Origin of the sequence: Pseudomonas sp. AU11447, from assembly GCF_001672555.2 — a bacterium.
Taxonomy (GTDB): domain Bacteria; phylum Pseudomonadota; class Gammaproteobacteria; order Pseudomonadales; family Pseudomonadaceae; genus Pseudomonas; species Pseudomonas nitroreducens.
Map to the genome: position 1 here is coordinate 98703 of NZ_LZDG02000043.1, position 16374 is coordinate 115076.

The 16374-nt window shown below is 63.9% G+C and carries 18 protein-coding genes; 17 read left to right on the top strand and 1 reads right to left on the bottom strand.

The window, feature by feature from the left end:
- Positions 1-18: 18 nt before the first annotated feature.
- From iscU to A6723_RS13960, 17 genes are all read left to right on the top strand, one after another.
- On the top strand, positions 19-405 hold the full coding sequence (gene iscU / locus A6723_RS13880; protein WP_015478505.1) for a Fe-S cluster assembly scaffold IscU: 387 nt from the start codon (positions 19-21) through the stop codon (positions 403-405).
- Between the two features lie 26 nt (positions 406-431).
- Complete coding sequence (gene iscA, locus A6723_RS13885) at positions 432-755, top strand: iron-sulfur cluster assembly protein IscA (protein ID WP_024762955.1); 324 nt, start codon at positions 432-434, stop codon at positions 753-755.
- An 8-nt stretch (positions 756-763) separates the two neighbouring features.
- On the top strand, positions 764-1285 hold the full coding sequence (gene hscB / locus A6723_RS13890) for a co-chaperone HscB (RefSeq protein ID WP_054907349.1): 522 nt from the start codon (positions 764-766) through the stop codon (positions 1283-1285).
- A 44-nt stretch (positions 1286-1329) separates the two neighbouring features.
- Positions 1330-3189: a Fe-S protein assembly chaperone HscA gene (hscA, locus tag A6723_RS13895; RefSeq protein WP_054907350.1), complete on the top strand. Its 1860-nt coding sequence runs from the start codon at positions 1330-1332 to the stop codon at positions 3187-3189.
- A 6-nt stretch (positions 3190-3195) separates the two neighbouring features.
- Positions 3196-3534, top strand: coding sequence for an ISC system 2Fe-2S type ferredoxin (gene fdx / locus A6723_RS13900; protein ID WP_024762958.1), 339 nt, complete (start codon positions 3196-3198; stop codon positions 3532-3534).
- A 14-nt stretch (positions 3535-3548) separates the two neighbouring features.
- On the top strand, positions 3549-3749 hold the full coding sequence (gene iscX / locus A6723_RS13905; protein ID WP_024762959.1) for a Fe-S cluster assembly protein IscX: 201 nt from the start codon (positions 3549-3551) through the stop codon (positions 3747-3749).
- A gap of 250 nt (positions 3750-3999) precedes the next feature.
- Entirely contained in the window at positions 4000-4431 is a 432-nt protein-coding gene (gene ndk / locus A6723_RS13910) for a nucleoside-diphosphate kinase (RefSeq protein WP_024762960.1), read from the top strand.
- A gap of 29 nt (positions 4432-4460) precedes the next feature.
- Entirely contained in the window at positions 4461-5609 is a 1149-nt protein-coding gene (rlmN, locus tag A6723_RS13915) for a 23S rRNA (adenine(2503)-C(2))-methyltransferase RlmN (RefSeq protein WP_054907486.1), read from the top strand.
- Between the two features lie 16 nt (positions 5610-5625).
- Positions 5626-6384 carry a type IV pilus biogenesis/stability protein PilW gene (gene pilW, locus A6723_RS13920; RefSeq protein ID WP_054907351.1) on the top strand — a complete coding sequence of 253 codons (759 nt, stop codon included), beginning with the start codon at positions 5626-5628 and terminating at the stop codon, positions 6382-6384.
- Entirely contained in the window at positions 6381-7397 is a 1017-nt protein-coding gene (locus tag A6723_RS13925) for a RodZ family helix-turn-helix domain-containing protein (RefSeq protein ID WP_054907352.1), read from the top strand. Before pilW ends, A6723_RS13925 begins: the two co-directional genes overlap by 4 nt.
- Before the next feature lies 1 nt (position 7398).
- On the top strand, positions 7399-8508 hold the full coding sequence (ispG, locus tag A6723_RS13930) for a flavodoxin-dependent (E)-4-hydroxy-3-methylbut-2-enyl-diphosphate synthase (RefSeq protein ID WP_054907353.1): 1110 nt from the start codon (positions 7399-7401) through the stop codon (positions 8506-8508).
- An 18-nt stretch (positions 8509-8526) separates the two neighbouring features.
- Positions 8527-9816 (top strand): histidine--tRNA ligase, encoded by a 1290-nt coding sequence (hisS, locus tag A6723_RS13935; RefSeq protein WP_054907354.1) that lies wholly within the window; start codon positions 8527-8529, stop codon positions 9814-9816.
- 23 nt (positions 9817-9839) lie between these two features.
- Complete coding sequence (locus A6723_RS13940; protein WP_082450529.1) at positions 9840-10484, top strand: tetratricopeptide repeat protein; 645 nt, start codon at positions 9840-9842, stop codon at positions 10482-10484.
- Between the two features lies 1 nt (position 10485).
- A complete protein-coding gene (gene bamB, locus A6723_RS13945; RefSeq protein WP_054907355.1) occupies positions 10486-11628 on the top strand; it encodes an outer membrane protein assembly factor BamB in 1143 nt (380 codons plus the stop codon).
- An 83-nt stretch (positions 11629-11711) separates the two neighbouring features.
- A complete protein-coding gene (gene der, locus A6723_RS13950; RefSeq protein ID WP_045210518.1) occupies positions 11712-13199 on the top strand; it encodes a ribosome biogenesis GTPase Der in 1488 nt (495 codons plus the stop codon).
- Positions 13200-13280: 81 nt separating this feature from the next.
- A complete protein-coding gene (locus A6723_RS13955) occupies positions 13281-14429 on the top strand; it encodes a pyridoxal phosphate-dependent aminotransferase (protein ID WP_054907356.1) in 1149 nt (382 codons plus the stop codon).
- Positions 14417-15211: an amidohydrolase gene (locus tag A6723_RS13960; protein ID WP_054907357.1), complete on the top strand. Its 795-nt coding sequence runs from the start codon at positions 14417-14419 to the stop codon at positions 15209-15211. Before A6723_RS13955 ends, A6723_RS13960 begins: the two co-directional genes overlap by 13 nt.
- 97 nt (positions 15212-15308) lie before the next feature.
- On the opposite strand, the gene A6723_RS13965 is transcribed toward A6723_RS13960, so the two are convergent.
- The gene (locus A6723_RS13965) at positions 15309-16262 is read right to left on the bottom strand and encodes an aldo/keto reductase (RefSeq protein WP_054907358.1); all 954 of its coding nucleotides are present in this window, start codon (positions 16260-16262) and stop codon (positions 15309-15311) included.
- Positions 16263-16374 lie beyond the last annotated feature (112 nt).

The window sequence follows — 16374 nt, forward strand, 5'->3', positions numbered from 1 at the left end:
TAGAAGTGAGGATTAGCCATGGCTTACAGTGACAAGGTCATCGACCACTACGAAAACCCGCGCAACGTCGGCAAGCTCAACGCCGAAGATCCGGATGTCGGCACCGGCATGGTCGGTGCTCCCGCTTGCGGCGACGTGATGCGCCTGCAGATCAAGGTCAACGAGCAGGGCGTCATCGAAGACGCCAAGTTCAAGACCTACGGCTGCGGTTCGGCCATTGCCTCCAGCTCCCTCGCCACCGAGTGGATGAAGGGCAAGACCCTGGACGAGGCCGAATCGATCAAGAACACCACCATCGCCGAAGAACTGGCCCTGCCGCCGGTGAAGATCCACTGCTCGGTACTCGCCGAGGACGCCATCAAGGCGGCCGTGCGCGACTACAAGCAGAAGAAAGGTCTGCTCTGAAGCGATTCGTTGAGTAAGGAGTTCCCATGGCCATCAGCATGACCGAAGCCGCCGCCAACCACGTTCGCCGCTCCCTCGAAGGGCGCGGCAAGGGCGAGGGCATTCGTCTTGGCGTGCGTACCACCGGCTGTTCGGGCCTTGCCTACGTGCTGGAGTTCGTCGACGAACTGGCAGCCGAGGACGAGGTGTTCGAGAGCCACGGCGTGAAGGTCATCATCGACCCGAAAAGCCTGGTCTACCTCGACGGCACGGAGTTGGACTTCACCAAGGAAGGCCTCAACGAGGGCTTCAAGTTCAACAACCCGAACGTGCGCGGTGAGTGTGGCTGCGGCGAAAGCTTCAACGTCTGAGGCTGGGTGTGGGTAGTCCCTGTCACTTCGCGCTGTTCGACCTGCAGCCGGGCTTCCGGATCGATCTGGAAGCCCTCGGCAATCGCTATCGGGAGCTGGTGCGAACCGTCCATCCGGACCGCTTCGCCGATGCTTCCGAGCGCGAGCAACGACTGGCGCAGTCCAAGGCCGCCGAGCTCAACGATGCCTACCAGACGCTGAAGAGCGTCCCGCGTCGCGCTCTGTACCTGCTGGCCCTGCGTGGCGATGCGTTGCCGCTGGAAGCCACTGTGCAGGATCCGGAGTTCCTGCTGCAGCAGATGCAGTTGCGCGAGGATCTGGAGGATCTGCAGGACAGCGCCGATCTCGATGGCGTGGCACAGTTCAAGCGTCAGCTGAAATCCGCCCAGCAGCGTCTGGAAGAGGATTTCGCCGATTGCTGGGATGATGCCGCCCGTCGTGAGTTGGCCGAGCGCCTGGTTCGCCGCATGCAGTTCCTCGACAAGCTGGCGCAGGAAGTGCGGCAGCTCGAAGAGCGACTCGACGATTAATCCGCGCGGCCCGCGCCGCGCCCGATAGCCTGATTAGAAACCGCATGGCCCTACTGCAGATCGCCGAGCCCGGACAAAGTCCCCAGCCACACCAGCGTCGCCTGGCGGTAGGGATTGACCTGGGCACCACGAATTCCCTGGTCGCTGCCGTGCGCAGCGGCGTCGCAGCACCCTTGCCCGATGATCGCGGCGAAGTGATCCTGCCGTCTGCGGTGCGCTATCTCGCCGATCGCATCGAGGTGGGTGAGAGCGTTCGCGCCAACGCCTCGCAGGACCCATTGAACTCCATCATCTCGGTCAAGCGCTTCATGGGGCGCGGCCTGGAAGATGTGAAGCAACTGGGCGGTCAACTGCCGTACCGCTTCACCCAGGGCGAATCGCACATGCCCTTCATCGAGACTGTCCAGGGTGCCAAGAGCCCGGTGGAAGTCTCGGCTGAGATCCTCCGCGTCCTGCGTCAACGCGCCGAGTCCACCTTGGGTGGCGAACTGGTCGGCGCGGTGATCACCGTTCCCGCCTATTTCGACGACGCCCAGCGTCAGGCCACCAAGGATGCTGCGCGTCTGGCTGGCCTGCATGTATTGCGCCTGCTCAACGAGCCGACCGCCGCGGCGGTCGCCTACGGCCTCGACAAGAACGCCGAGGGCGTGGTCGCCATCTATGACCTGGGTGGCGGTACCTTCGATATTTCCATCCTGCGCCTGACCCGTGGCGTCTTCGAGGTCCTGGCCACTGGCGGCGATACCGCCCTGGGCGGCGACGACTTCGACCATGCCATTGCCGGTTGGATCATCGAGCAGGCCGGTCTCTCGGCCGACCTCGATCCGGGTGCCCAGCGCCGCCTGCTGCAGACTGCCTGCGCCGCCAAGGAAGCGCTGACCGACAGCGCCGGCGTGGCCGTTGCTTATGACGGCTGGTCTGGTGAACTGACCCGCGCCCAGCTCGAGGCCCTGATCGATCCGCTGATCCAGCGCAGCCTCAAGTCCTGCCGTCGCGCAGTTCGTGATTCCGGTGTCGAGCTGGAAGAAGTCAGTGCCGTCGTCATGGTGGGCGGCTCGACCCGCGTACCTCGTGTACGCGAACTGGTGGGCGACCTGTTCGCTCGCGACCCGCTGACCGACATCGATCCGGACCAGGTTGTCGCCATCGGCGCAGCCATCCAGGCTGATGCCCTGGCCGGCAACAAGCGCGGCGAAGAGTTGCTGCTGCTTGACGTGATTCCCCTGTCGCTCGGCCTGGAAACCATGGGCGGGCTGATGGAGAAGGTGATCCCGCGCAATACCACCATTCCGGTGGCCCGCGCCCAGGAATTCACCACCTACAAGGATGGCCAGACGGCCATGATGATCCACGTGCTGCAAGGTGAGCGCGAGCTGGTCAAGGACTGTCGGTCTCTGGCGCGCTTCGAGCTGCGCGGCATTCCGCCGATGGTGGCTGGCGCGGCGAAGATTCGCGTCAGCTTCCAGGTCGACGCCGACGGGTTGCTGGGCGTTTCCGCCCGCGAATTATCCTCGGGCGTCGAGGCGAGCATTCAGGTCAAGCCTTCCTACGGCCTGACCGATGGCGAAATCGCCCGCATGCTGCAGGACTCCTTCCAGTATGCCGGCGATGACCTTGCTGCCCGCGCCCTGCGTGAACAGCAGGTCGAGGCCCAGCGCCTGCTGGAGGCCGTGCAGTCGGCTCTGGACGCTGACGGCGAGCGCCTGCTGGACGCCGACGAGCGCCTGGTCATCGATGCCGGCATGGACTCGCTGCGCGAGCTGGCCACCGGCAGCGATACCGTCGCCATCGAACAACAGATCAAGCGTCTGTCCCAGCTGACCGACGCCTTTGCTGCGCGCCGTATGGACGCCACCGTCAAAGCCGCACTGGCCGGTCGCCGGCTCAACGAAATCGAGGAATAAGCGAAGATGCCGCAGATTGTCTTTCTGCCCCACGCCGAACACTGCCCCGAGGGCGCGGTGATCGAAGCCCAGCCGGGCGAAACCATCATGAAGGCAGCGCTGCGTAATGGCATCGAGATCGAGCATGCCTGCGAGATGTCCTGCGCCTGCACCACCTGCCACGTGATCGTGCGCGAGGGCTTCAATTCGATGGAAGCCTCCGACGAACTGGAGGACGACATGCTGGACAAGGCCTGGGGTCTGGAAGCGGATTCGCGCCTGTCCTGCCAGGCGGTGGTCGGCGAGACGGACCTGGTGGTGGAGATTCCGAAGTACACCATCAACCAGGTGTCCGAAGGTCACTGAGGCGGAGCGTTCACATGAGTCTGAAATGGGTTGATGTGCTCGAAATCGCTATCCAGCTGGCCGAGTCCAAGCCGGATGTCGATCCGCGCTACGTGAATTTCGTCGATCTGCACCGCTGGGTGCTGGCATTGCCGGAGTTCAGCGACGATCCTTCCCGCGGCGGGGAAAAGGTCCTGGAGGCCATTCAGGCCGCCTGGATCGACGAAGCCGACTAAGGGGGCGGCTCACCAGAGCCGCGTACCCATTTGTCATGAACCCGCGTATAATTCGCGGGTTTTATCTTTAGGTGAGCTGTTGAAAATTTCCCCAGGGGAATTTTCCAGTCGCCGGCCTTGTCGCAGTCGGGCCGGTTTCGCGGCTGCCGCCCAACGGGCGTGGCGCGCGGCAAACCCTAGAATCGCAGGAGCTCCTGGCCACGCCAGGGGCTTCTTGGCATTACCAACCTTGCTTTTCGGAGTTATTTCCATGGCCCTGCAACGTACCTTCTCCATCATCAAGCCCGACGCCGTTTCCAAGAACGTCATCGGCGAAATCCTGACCCGCTTCGAGAAAGCCGGTCTGCGCGTTGTCGCTTCGAAGATGGTTCAGCTGTCCGAGCGCGAAGCTGGCGGTTTCTACGCCGAGCACAAAGAGCGTCCCTTCTTCAAGGACCTGGTTTCCTTCATGACCTCCGGCCCGGTCGTCGTTCAGGTTCTGGAAGGCGAAGACGCCATCCTGCGCAACCGTGAGCTGATGGGCGCCACCGATCCGAAGAAAGCCGACGCCGGCACCATCCGCGCCGACTTCGCTGTTTCCATCGACGAGAACGCCGTACACGGTTCCGACTCGGAAGCTTCGGCTGCCCGCGAAATCGCTTACTTCTTCTCCAGCACCGAGGTGTGCGAGCGCATTCGCTGATCCGTCAGTGAATGAGCGAGGGTGAATCCATGACTGATACCGCTGTAAAGGCCAACCTGCTGGGCATGACCAAGCCCCAGCTCGAGGAATTCTTCGAGTCCATCGGTGAAAAGCGCTTCCGCGCCGGCCAGGTGATGCAATGGATTCACCACTTTGGCGCCGTCGATTTCGACGCCATGACGAACGTCGGCAAGGCCTTGCGCGAAAAGCTCAAGGCCGTTGCCGAAATTCGTCCGCCGGAGATCGTCAGCCAGGACATTTCCTCTGACGGTACCCGCAAGTGGGTCGTGCGCGTGGCCTCGGGCAGTTGCGTCGAGACCGTGTACATCCCGCAGGGCGGCCGCGGCACTTTGTGCGTGTCGTCCCAGGCCGGTTGCGCGCTGGACTGCAGCTTCTGCTCCACCGGCAAGCAAGGCTTCAACAGCGACCTGACCTCCGCCGAGATCATCGGCCAGGTGTGGATCGCCAACCAATCGTTCGGGACCATCCCGGGCAAGATCGACCGTGCCATCACCAACGTGGTGATGATGGGCATGGGCGAGCCGCTGCTGAACTTCGATAACGTCGTGACTGCCATGAGCATCATGATGGAGGACCTCGGCTACGGCATTTCCAAGCGCAAGGTGACTCTGTCCACCTCCGGCGTGGTGCCGATGATCGACAAGCTCGCCGAGGTGACCGACGTGTCCCTGGCCCTGTCGCTGCACGCGCCCAACGACGAACTGCGCAACAAGCTGGTGCCGATCAACAAGAAGTACCCGCTCGAGATGCTGCTCGACTCCTGCTACCGCTACATCACGCGCCTGGGCAAGGAGCGCGTGCTGACAATCGAGTACACCCTGCTGGCCGGCGTCAACGACCAGCCCGAGCATGCCGAGCAGTTGATCGCATTGCTCAAGGATTTCCCTTGCAAGATCAACCTGATTCCGTTTAATCCGTTCCCGCATTCCGGCTACGAGCGGCCGAGCAACAATGCCATCCGCCGTTTTCAGGACATGCTGCACAAAAGCGGCTTCAACGTTACGGTTCGCACCACTCGCGGAGACGACATCGATGCCGCCTGTGGTCAGCTGGTAGGCCAGGTGATGGACCGCACCCGCCGCAGCGAACGCTATATCGCCGTACGACAGTTGGCCGCGGAAGCCGAACAGGCTCCGACCAACGCCAATCGAAACTGAACTAGGGAGGATTCCGATGACCCTGCGCGCCGCGCTGTTCTTGCTGTTGGCAACCGTGCTGACGGGTTGCGTGACGACTGGTAAACAGGATCCTCTGAAAACCGACAAGGGCCGGAACGAGGCGCGTGACGCCTATATCCAGCTCGGCATCGGTTACCTGCAGATGGGCAATACCGAGCAGGCCAAGATACCGCTGCGTCAGGCGCTGGAGATCGACTCGTCCAGCGCTGATGCCCACGCTGCGCTGGCGGTTGTCTACCAGACCGAAATGGAACCCAAGCTCGCCGAGAGCGAGTACCGCAAGGCGTTGTCCGCGCGTTCGGGAGATGCCCGTATCCTGAACAACTACGCGAGTTTCCTGTTCGAGCAGAAGCGGTACAAGGAAGCCTACGACACCTATATGAAGGCCACCGAAGACGGCCTTTACTCCGAGCGCTCGCGCATCTTCGAGAATCTCGGCATCGTCAGCCTCAAGCTCAACGACCGAGTCCAGGCCAAGCAGTACTTCGAGAAGGCCGTGCGCCTGAATCGCAATCAGCCGGGGGCGCTGATCGAGCTGGCTGACCTGAACTACCAGGATCGCGAGTACGTACCGGCCCGGACTTTCTACGAGGAATACCTCAAGCAGGGCCCGCAGACCGCGCGCAGCCTGCTGCTGGGGATTCGACTGGCGAAGATTTTCGACGACCGGGATACCGCTGCCAGCTACGGGCTGCAACTCAAGCGCCTGTATCCCGCTTCTCCTGAATACCAGGCATACCAGGCGGATAAATGATGAATACGTCGCAGTCCGATGTCATCGGCACGACCCGCGCCAATCCTGGCGAGACCCTGCGCCAGGCGCGCGAGAACAAGGGCTGGAGTACCGCTCAGGTCGCCGGTCAGCTGAATCTCACCGAGAATGCGCTGCGCCAGCTGGAACAGGGCTCCTTTGACCAGTTGCCGGGCCACACCTTCGCCCGTGGCTATATCCGCGCCTACGCCAAGCTGCTGGGCATGGACCAGGCCCAGATGGTCACTGCCTTCGATCAGTACACCGGCACCGATGCCAGCGGCAGCAACGTCCAGGCGCTCGGCCGCGTGGTCGAGCCGGTGCGCCTGTCGCGCAACCTGTTGCGCCTGTTCAGCCTGGCCCTGTTGGCCGTGCTGATCGGCTTCGGTTACTTCTGGTGGCAGGAACGCTCCGCGCGTCCGGCCGAGACCGGCAGCCTGAATATGGAGCACGTCGAGGTCGAGAGCGCCGACGGCACCACTGAAATTCACACCCTTGACGAGCCGGAAGACCAGGCCGTCGCCGAGGACCAGGCCAATACTCCGCCGGTTCCGTCCGAACCCGCTGGCGACAGCGGCAATGCCGAGGCTCCGGCCGAAGGTACCCCGCCGGCCGCTGCCGCTCCGGGCGTACCCACCGCTCCTGAAGCCGTACCGGCTCCCGCACCGGCAGCTCCAGCCCTGGCACAACCGCCGGCTGCGCAGCAGCCCGCCGTACCGGCGAACCCCGCTGCACCGGCCGAGGCGCCGGCTGCTCCTGTGGTCGCGGCCGCCGGGCAGGGCGTGGTCAAGGTTCAATTCATCGCCGATTGCTGGACCCAGGTGACCGATGCCGACGGCAAGGTCATCCTCGAGGGCCTCAAGCGCAAGGGTGATTCGCTCGAAGTCGCCGCCAAGGCGCCGGTCCAACTGCGCCTTGGCTTTGCCCAGGGGGCACAGGTCAGCTACAACGGCCAGCCAGTCGAAGTCACGCCAGCGCGCGGTGGTACCGCTCGCCTGAAGTTGGGTGGACAGTAAGATGCATTGCGAGTCTCCGATCAAACGTCGCCTGTCCCGGAAAATCTGGGTGGGTAACGTGCCGGTAGGTGGGGATGCCCCCATTGCCGTGCAGAGCATGACCAACACCGACACCCTGGATGTGGCGGCCACCGTGGCCCAGATCCGCCGTCTGGAGGACGCCGGCGCCGACATCGTCCGCGTCTCCGTGCCGGACATGGACGCCGCCGAGGCGTTCGGCAAGATCAAGCAGCAGGTGAAAGTCCCGCTGGTGGCCGATATCCACTTCGACTACAAGATCGCCCTGCGCGTGGCCGAACTGGGTGTTGACTGCCTGCGAATCAACCCCGGCAACATCGGTCGCGAAGATCGGGTCAAGGCCGTGGTCGATGCCGCCCGCGAACGCAATATCCCGATCCGCATCGGCGTCAACGCTGGCTCGCTGGAAAAGGATCTGCAGAAGAAATACGGCGAACCGACTCCCGAAGCACTGCTGGAATCGGCCCTGCGCCATGTCGATCACCTCGATCGCCTGGACTTCCAGAACTTCAAGGTCAGCGTGAAGGCCTCCGACGTGTTCATGGCCGTCGCCGCCTACCGCCTGCTGGCGAAAGAGATCGAGCAACCCCTGCACCTGGGCATCACCGAAGCCGGTGGCCTGCGTTCGGGTACCGTGAAGTCGGCCGTGGGCCTGGGCATGCTGCTCGCCGAAGGCATTGGCGACACCATCCGCATTTCCCTCGCTGCCGACCCGGTGGAAGAGATCAAGGTCGGCTTCGACATCCTCAAGTCGCTGCGCCTGCGCTCCCGTGGCATCAACTTCATCGCCTGCCCGAGCTGCTCGCGGCAGAACTTCGATGTGGTGAAGACCATGAACGAGCTGGAAGGCCGCCTGGAGGACCTGCTGGTCCCGCTGGACGTCGCCGTGATCGGCTGCGTGGTCAACGGCCCGGGCGAAGCCAAGGAGGCCCATATCGGCCTTACCGGTGGTACGCCGAACCTGATCTACATCGACGGCAAGCCGGCGCAGAAGCTGCAGAACGATAACCTGGTGGATGAGCTGGAACGGCTGATCCGCGAAAAAGCGGCCGAGAAGGCCGAGGCCGACGCCGCACTCATCGTGCGCGGCTGACCGCAACAAGGATCCTAAGTGAGCAAGTCCCTGCAAGCCATCCGTGGCATGAACGACATCCTGCCGGACCAGACCCCGGCCTGGCGCTATCTGGAGCGCACCTTTGCCGATCTGCTGGACGCCTATGGCTACAGCGAGATCCGCATGCCGATCCTGGAATTCACCGAACTCTTCGCCCGCGGCATCGGCGAAGGCACCGACGTGGTCGACAAGGAGATGTACACCTTCCTCGACCGCAACGGCGAATCCCTGACCATGCGTCCGGAAGGTACTGCCGGTTGCGTGCGCGCCGTGCTGGAGCACGGTCTGTCCGGTGGCGGCCAGGTACAGAAACTCTGGTACACCGGCCCGATGTTCCGCTACGAGAAGCCGCAGAAGGGCCGCTACCGCCAGTTCCACCAGATTGGCGTGGAAGTCTTCAACCTGCCCGGCCCGGACATCGACGCCGAGCTGATCATCCTCACCTGGCGCCTGTGGCAGAAGCTGGGCATGGCCGACGCCGTGACCCTGCAGCTGAACACCCTGGGCTCCAGCGAAGCTCGGGCGCGTTTCCGCGAGGACCTGGTGGCCTACCTGCAGGAGCGCTTCGACCAGCTCGACGAAGACAGCCAGCGCCGTATGACCACCAACCCGCTGCGTATCCTCGACAGCAAGGTGGAGGCCACCCAGGCCCTGCTGGTCGGTGCACCGAGCCTGCACGATTACCTGGACGAAGAGTCCATCGCCCACTTCGAGGGCCTGAAGGCCCGCCTGGACGCGGTCGGCCTGCGCTACGAAATCAACCAGAAACTCGTGCGTGGCCTCGACTACTACTGCCGCACCGCTTTCGAGTGGGTTACCGACAAGCTCGGCGCCCAGGGCACCGTTTGCGGCGGGGGCCGCTACGACGGCCTGGTCAGCCAGTTCGGCGGCAAGCCGACGCCGGGTGTGGGCTTTGCCATGGGCGTGGAGCGCCTGGTGCTGCTGCTGGAAACCCTGGGCGTGGTCCCGTCCGAACTCAACCGCCCGGCCGACCTCTACGTCTGCGCCTTCGGCGAGCCGGCAGAGCTGGCTGCGCTGACCCTGGCCGAAAAGCTGCGTGAGGCCATTCCGGGCCTGCGCCTGCTGGTCAACGCCGGTGCCGGCAGCTTCAAGAGCCAGTTCAAGAAGGCCGACAAGAGCGGCGCACAGTTCGCAATGATTCTGGGTGACGACGAACTGGCCAACCGCGTGGTAGGTTTCAAGCCCCTGCGTGGCGAGGGCGAACAACAGAATATCGCCTGGGATGCTCTGCCCGAGCACCTGGCTGCCTGCCTCCAGCAGGCCTGAATCGAGCGGATAGGAGTATTGGGGTGAGTAACCGTACCGAAGAAGAACAGATCGCTGACATCAAGGACTGGTGGCAGCGTAACGGCATGCCCCTGCTGACCGGCGCCGCTCTGGCGTTGATCGTGGTGTTCGGCTGGCAAGCCTGGAAAAAGTACCAGACCAATCAGTCCCAGGGCGCTTCCATCATTTACCAGGCCCTGCTGGAAACCGCGCTGAACCCGGCCGGCAAGCCCGACACCGCCAAGGTCGCCGAGCTGGCCGGCAAGCTGACCACCGAGTACCCCGGTACTCCGTATGCCCAGTACGGCCGCCTGTTCGTCGCCAAGGTCGCGGTGGACAACGGCAAGCTGGACGACGCCGCTCTCGAACTCAAGGCTGTGGTCGACAAGCCGGTCGACGCTACACTTGGCGAGCTGGCGCGTCAGCGCCTGGCTCGTGTCCTGGCTGCCCAGGGCAAGGCCGAAGACGGCCTCAAGCTGCTCGACGGCAACGTCGACAAGGCCTATGTAGCCACTCGCGAAGAACTGCGCGGCGACCTGCTGCTGCAACTCAAGCGCAATGATGACGCCCGTGTCGCCTACGAGAAGGCCAAGGCTGCCCTGCCGGAAGATGCCGCCGTTGGCGCCCTGCAGATGAAACTCGACGACCTGGCCAAGGGAGACGCCTGAGATGTTGCGTTGGAAACACGTTGCACTGCTGGCACTGACCCTGATGGCTGTGGGTTGCAGCAGCAATAGCAAGAAAGAACTGCCGCCGGCCGAACTGACCGATTTCAAGGAAGAGGTTCGCCTGGAGAAACAGTGGAGCCGTTCGGTCGGTGACGGCCAGGGCGACCTGTACAACCTGCTCGAACCCGCCGTGGATGGCCAGACCATCTATGCCGCGTCTGCCGAAGGTCGCGTCATGGCCATGCAGCGCGAAACCGGGGAAGTGCTCTGGAAGAAAGATCTCGACCTGCCGATTTCCGGCGCCGTTGGCGTGGGTAACGGCATGGTCCTGCTGGGCACCCTGCGCGGTGACGTGATCGCCCTGGATTCCGGTTCGGGCGAGCAGAAGTGGCGCGCCAAGGTCAGCAGCGAAGTACTGGCTGCCCCGGCCACCAACGGTGACGTGGTGGTCGTGCAGACCCAGGACGACAAACTGATCGGCTTCGATGCCGCTACCGGCAACCAGCGCTGGATCTACGAAGGTACCGTGCCGGTGCTGACCCTGCGTGGTACCGGCGCTCCGCTGATCGCTGGTCGCCTGGCCCTGGCCGGCCTGGCCAGCGGCAAGGTCGTCGCTGTGGACGTCGAGCGCGGCCTGCCGGTCTGGGAACAGCGCGTTGCCATTCCGCAAGGTCGTTCCGAGCTGGATCGTGTCGTCGACATCGACGGCGGCCTGCTGCTGGTCGACAACGTTCTCTACGTAGCCAGCTACCAGGGCCGCGCCGCGGCACTGGACGTCGGCACCGGCCGCGTACTCTGGCAGCGTGAAGCTTCCAGCTACGTCGGCGTCGCCGAAGGGACTGGCAGCGTGTTCATCAGCCAGGCCAGCGGCACCGTGGAAAGCCTCGATTCCCGTGGTTCGTCCTCGCTGTGGAGCAACGACGCCCTGGCTCGCCGCCAGCTGTCCGCTCCGGCCGTGCTGTCGAGCAACGTGGTCGTCGGTGACCTGGAAGGTTATGTGCACCTGCTGAGCCAGGTGGACGGTCGTTTCGTTGGCCGCGAGAAGGTCGACGGTGACGGCGTGCGGGTTCGCCCGCTGGTAGTCGGCAGCTGGATGTACGTGTTCGGCAACAGCGGTAAGCTGGCCGCCTACACGACTCGCTAAGCTGAGTGTTACTGCCGGCCGCTGCCGTGAAAAACGGCAGCGGCCGTCGTGTTTTCTGAAAATCAAATTTCCTGGAGAGCCGCATGGTTCCCGTTATAGCCCTGGTGGGCCGCCCGAACGTCGGCAAGTCCACCCTGTTCAACCGCCTGACCCGCACCCGTGACGCCATCGTCGCCGAGTACGCAGGTCTGACCCGAGACCGCCAGTACGGCGAGGCCAAGTGGCAGGGCAAGAAATTCATCGTCATCGATACCGGTGGTATTTCCGGTGACGAAGAGGGTATCGACGCCAAGATGGCCGAGCAGTCGCTCCAGGCCATCGAAGAGGCCGATGCCGTCCTGTTCATGGTCGACTCCCGCGCTGGCCTTACCGCCGCCGACGAGATGATCGGCGAGCACCTGCGCAAGAAGAACAAGCGCACCTATCTGGTGGCCAACAAGGTCGATACCGTCGATCCGGACATCGCCCGCGCCGAGTTCAGCCCGCTGGCCCTGGGACACGCGATCCCGATCGCCGCCGCCCACGGCCGTGGCATCACCCAGATGCTCCAGGAAGCCTTGGGCGAGATGTTCGCTCCGGAGCCCGAGGCGCCTGAAGACAACGACCTGCCCAGCGAGCTGGAAGAGGTCGCCGAGGGCGAGGAAGCCAAGCGCATCCCCGGCCCGAGCGAGAAGGATGGCATCAAGATCGCCATCATCGGTCGCCCCAACGTCGGCAAGTCCACCCTGGTCAACCGCATGCTCGGTGAAGAGCGGGTGATCGTGTACGACCAGGCCGGCACCACTCGCGACAGCATCTACATCCCCTTCGAGCGCAACGAAGAGAAGTACACCCTGATCGACACCGCTGGCGTGCGTCGCCGCGGCAAGATCTTCGAGGCGGTGGAAAAATTCTCGGTGGTGAAGACCCTGCAGGCGATCCAGGACGCCAACGTGGTCATCTTCGTCATGGACGCCCGCGAAGGTGTGGTCGAGCACGACCTCAACCTGCTTGGTTTCGTGCTGGAGACCGGCCGCGCGCTGGTCATTGCGCTGAACAAGTGGGATGGCATGGAGTCGGCCGAGCGCGACTACGTGAAGACCGAACTCGAGCGCCGGCTGATGTTCGCCGACTTCGCCGACATCCACTTCATCTCCGCGCTGCACGGCACTGGCGTTGGGCACCTGTACAAGTCGGTACAGGATTCCTTCCGCTCCGCCGTGACCCGCTGGCCCACCAGCAAGCTGACGCAGATCCTCGAGGACGCCATCCAGGTCCACCAGCCGCCGATGGTCAACGGCCGCCGCATCAAGCTGCGCTATGCGCACCTGGGTGGCGCCAACCCGCCGTTGATCGTGATCCACGGCAACCAGGTGGATGCGGTGCCCAAGGCCTACACGCGCTACCTGGAGAAGACCTTCCGCCGCGTGCTGAAGCTGGTCGGTACGCCGATCCGCATCGAGTACAAGGGCGGCGACAACCCGTTCGAGGGCAAGAAGACCCAGCTCACCGATCGCCAGGTCAACAAGAAGCGCCGCCTCATGTCGCACCACAAGAAGGCCGAGAAGAAGAAAAAGGACAAACGTAAATAACGTCTGTCAGGCTTTAGACCGCAAGCCGCAGGCGATAGAGTAGGGGCCTCCCTCTCATCGCCTGCAGCCTGTAGTCACGCCATGCTTACCAGCAAACTGCCGAATGTCGGCACCACCATCTTCACCCGCATGTCCCAGCTCGCCGCCGAAAGCGGGGCGCTGAACCTCTCCCAGGGTTTCCCGGACTTCCCCGGCCCTGCGCCGCTGCTCGAAGCGGTCGCCCGCCATGTCTTGGCCGGAAACAACCAGTACAGCCCGATGACCGGCCTGCCGGCACTGCGCGAACAGGTAGCGATCAAGGTCGCCAGCCTGTATGGGCGTGGCGTCAGCGCCGACACCGAGGTGACCATTGTTCCCGGAGCGACAGAAGGGATCTTCTGCGCGGTGCAGGCGCTGATCCGCGCCGGCGATGAAGCCATCGTCCTGGACCCCTGCTATGACAGCTACGAGCCTTCGGTCGAACTGGCCGGTGGCCGCTGTGTGCACGTCGCGCTGAGCCAGCCGGGCTTCCGCATCGACTGGCAGCGCCTGGCCGAGGCCATCACCCCGCGCACGCGCCTGATCTTCCTCAACAGCCCGCACAATCCCAGCGGTGCACTGATCGACCGCGCCGACCTGGATCGCCTGGCTGAGCTGATTCGTGACCGCGAGATCTACATCATCAGCGACGAGGTCTACGAGCACCTGATCTACGACGGCGTGCAGCATGCCAGCGTGCTGGCCCATGACGAACTGTATCCGCGCGCCTTTGTCATCAGCTCCTTCGGCAAGACTTACCACGTCACCGGCTGGAAGACCGGCTATGTCGTAGCGCCGCCGGCGCTGTCGGCGGAGATGCGCAAGATCCACCAGTACGTGAACTTCTGCGGCGTGACCCCGCTGCAATGGGCGCTGGCCGATTTCATGGCCGCGCATCCGGAGCACCTGCGCGAGCTGCCGGGTTTCTACCAGGCCAAGCGCGACCTGTTCTGCGACCTGCTGGAGGGCTCGCGCTTCACGTTCCAGCGGGCTGCCGGCACTTACTTCCAGGTTGTGGACTACTCGGCGATCCGCCCGGACCTCGATGACGTCGCCATGTCCGAATGGCTGACGCGCGAGCACGGCGTGGCCGCCATTCCGGTCTCGGTGTTCTACCAGCAGGCCCCGGCGGACATGCGCCTGGTGCGCTTCTGCTTCGCCAAGAAAGAGGAGACGCTGCGCCAGGCAGCGGAACGACTATGCGCGATCTGAGCCAATTGCCCGACCTCAAGCTTGCCCTCGTGCAGACCACCCTGGTCTGGCACGACGCCAAGGCCAATCGCGAGCGTTTCGACGCGCTGCTGGAGGGCGCTCGCGGTGCGGATCTGGTGATCCTTCCGGAGATGTTCACCACGGGCTTCTCCATGGACTCAGAAGCGTTGGCCGAGGCGGAGGAAGGCGAAACCTACGCCTGGCTGCGCGAACAGGCGGCGAAGCTTGAAGCGGTGGTCTGCGGCAGCGTGATCATCCGTGCCGCCGACGGCAGCCATCGCAACCGCCTGCTCTGGGCGCGCCCGGATGGCGAGATGCAGCACTACGACAAGCGCCACCTGTTCCGCATGGCCGGCGAGCACAAGCACTACACGCCGGGCGAGCAGCAGGTGCTGCTGGAATGGAAGGGCTGGCGGATTCGCCCGCTGGTCTGCTACGACCTGCGCTTCCCGGTGTGGAGCCGCGATGCCCAGGACACCGACCTGCTGCTCTATACCGCCAACTGGCCGGCCGCACGCCGCCAGCACTGGAACCGCCTGCTGCCCGCTCGGGCCATCGAAAACCTCTGCTATGTCGCCGCGGTCAACCGTGTCGGCGAAGACGGCAAGGGCCACGCCTATTCCGGCGACAGCCAGGTGCTGGATTTCCAGGGTGACAACCTGCTGGCGGCGGGCAGTGCCGACGGGGTGTTCCAGATCGCCCTGAATGCGGCGGAACTGGCGGCCTACCGGGAACGCTTCCCGGCCAATCTCGACGCGGATGAGTTCGACATCCGTCTCTGACGTTGTGGCTCGCTGCAATCGATCGCGGACGAAGTCCGCTCCTACGAAACATGACCCCGCGTAGGAGCGGACTTCGTCCGCGATGTTTCCGCCCTGCTCAATACGCGCTGGCGGTGTTCAAGCGCTGGATCACTTCGTCACTGAGCTTCAGGTCCACCGCCGCGATCAGGTCCGGCAACTGCTCCAGCCTCGACGCACTGGCGATGGGAGCCGTGATGCTCGGGCGGGCCATCAGCCAGGCCAGGGCGACTTGTGCCGGGGTGGCGTTGAGTTCGCTGGCCACGTCTTCAAGTGCATCGAGAATGGCGAAGCCGCGCTCGTTCATGAAGTTCTTCACTTTGTAGCCGCGCACGCTGCTCTTGCCCAGGTCCGCGTCGCTGCGGTACTTGCCGGTGAGGAAGCCCGCCGCCAGCGAATAGAAGCTGATGACGCCAATGCCCAACTGCTGAACCGTGGGCTCCAGGGTGGTCTCGTAGTTGGCGCGATCATAAAGGTTGTAGTTGGGCTGCAGGCTCTGGTAGTTCGGCAGCTTCAGCCGGTCGCAGACTTCGCGGGCTTCGCGCAGGCGCTTGGCGTCCAGGTTGGAGGCTCCGATCACGCGGACCTTGCCTTGTTCCACCGCTTCGGCGAAGGCGCCCATGGTTTCCTCCATGGAGGTATGCGGGTCGTCGCAGTGGGACTGGTATAGGTCGATGTAGTCGGTCTGCAGGCGCTTCAGCGAGCGCCCCAGCGCCTGCTCGATGTACACCGCCGACAGGCCCTTGTGGCCGTTGCCCATGTCCATGCCGACCTTCGTGGCGATCTGCACCTGGTTGCGCTTGCCGGTCTTCTTCAGCCATTTGCCGATCAGTGCTTCCGACTCGCCACCCTCGTGGCCGGGAGCCCAGCGCGAGTAGACGTCCGCGGTGTCGATGCAGTTGAGCCCGGCGTCGAGCAGGGCGTCGAGCAGGCGGAAGGAGGTCGCTTCATCGGCGGACCAGCCGAACACATTGCCGCCGAAGACCAGCGCGGGAATCTTCAGGCCCGATTGTCCGAGTTCGCGTGTACGCATCTGCTTTGCCTCCTCAGGGGTGTGCGAGAACCCTCAGTGTAGACGCCGCCTCTGCCCGCGCCGGGCGGAATAACCGGCAGCCGCCACCCAGCTGGTCTATCATGGCGGCCAG

What these genes read in the sequence shown, in the direction of transcription:
- iscU (WP_015478505.1), top strand. Translation starts at nt 19, where the DNA reads ATGGCTTACAGTGACAAGGTCATCGACCACTACGAAAACCCGCGCAAC.
- iscA (WP_024762955.1), top strand. Translation starts at nt 432, where the DNA reads ATGGCCATCAGCATGACCGAAGCCGCCGCCAACCACGTTCGCCGCTCC.
- hscA (WP_054907350.1), top strand. Translation starts at nt 1,330, where the DNA reads ATGGCCCTACTGCAGATCGCCGAGCCCGGACAAAGTCCCCAGCCACAC.
- fdx (WP_024762958.1), top strand. Translation starts at nt 3,196, where the DNA reads ATGCCGCAGATTGTCTTTCTGCCCCACGCCGAACACTGCCCCGAGGGC.
- iscX (WP_024762959.1), top strand. Translation starts at nt 3,549, where the DNA reads ATGAGTCTGAAATGGGTTGATGTGCTCGAAATCGCTATCCAGCTGGCC.
- ndk (WP_024762960.1), top strand. Translation starts at nt 4,000, where the DNA reads ATGGCCCTGCAACGTACCTTCTCCATCATCAAGCCCGACGCCGTTTCC.
- rlmN (WP_054907486.1), top strand. Translation starts at nt 4,461, where the DNA reads ATGACTGATACCGCTGTAAAGGCCAACCTGCTGGGCATGACCAAGCCC.
- pilW (WP_054907351.1), top strand. Translation starts at nt 5,626, where the DNA reads ATGACCCTGCGCGCCGCGCTGTTCTTGCTGTTGGCAACCGTGCTGACG.
- A6723_RS13925 (WP_054907352.1), top strand. Translation starts at nt 6,381, where the DNA reads ATGATGAATACGTCGCAGTCCGATGTCATCGGCACGACCCGCGCCAAT.
- ispG (WP_054907353.1), top strand. Translation starts at nt 7,399, where the DNA reads ATGCATTGCGAGTCTCCGATCAAACGTCGCCTGTCCCGGAAAATCTGG.
- bamB (WP_054907355.1), top strand. Translation starts at nt 10,486, where the DNA reads ATGTTGCGTTGGAAACACGTTGCACTGCTGGCACTGACCCTGATGGCT.
- der (WP_045210518.1), top strand. Translation starts at nt 11,712, where the DNA reads ATGGTTCCCGTTATAGCCCTGGTGGGCCGCCCGAACGTCGGCAAGTCC.
- A6723_RS13955 (WP_054907356.1), top strand. Translation starts at nt 13,281, where the DNA reads ATGCTTACCAGCAAACTGCCGAATGTCGGCACCACCATCTTCACCCGC.
- A6723_RS13960 (WP_054907357.1), top strand. Translation starts at nt 14,417, where the DNA reads ATGCGCGATCTGAGCCAATTGCCCGACCTCAAGCTTGCCCTCGTGCAG.
- A6723_RS13965 (WP_054907358.1), bottom strand. Translation starts at nt 16,262, where the DNA reads ATGCGTACACGCGAACTCGGACAATCGGGCCTGAAGATTCCCGCGCTG.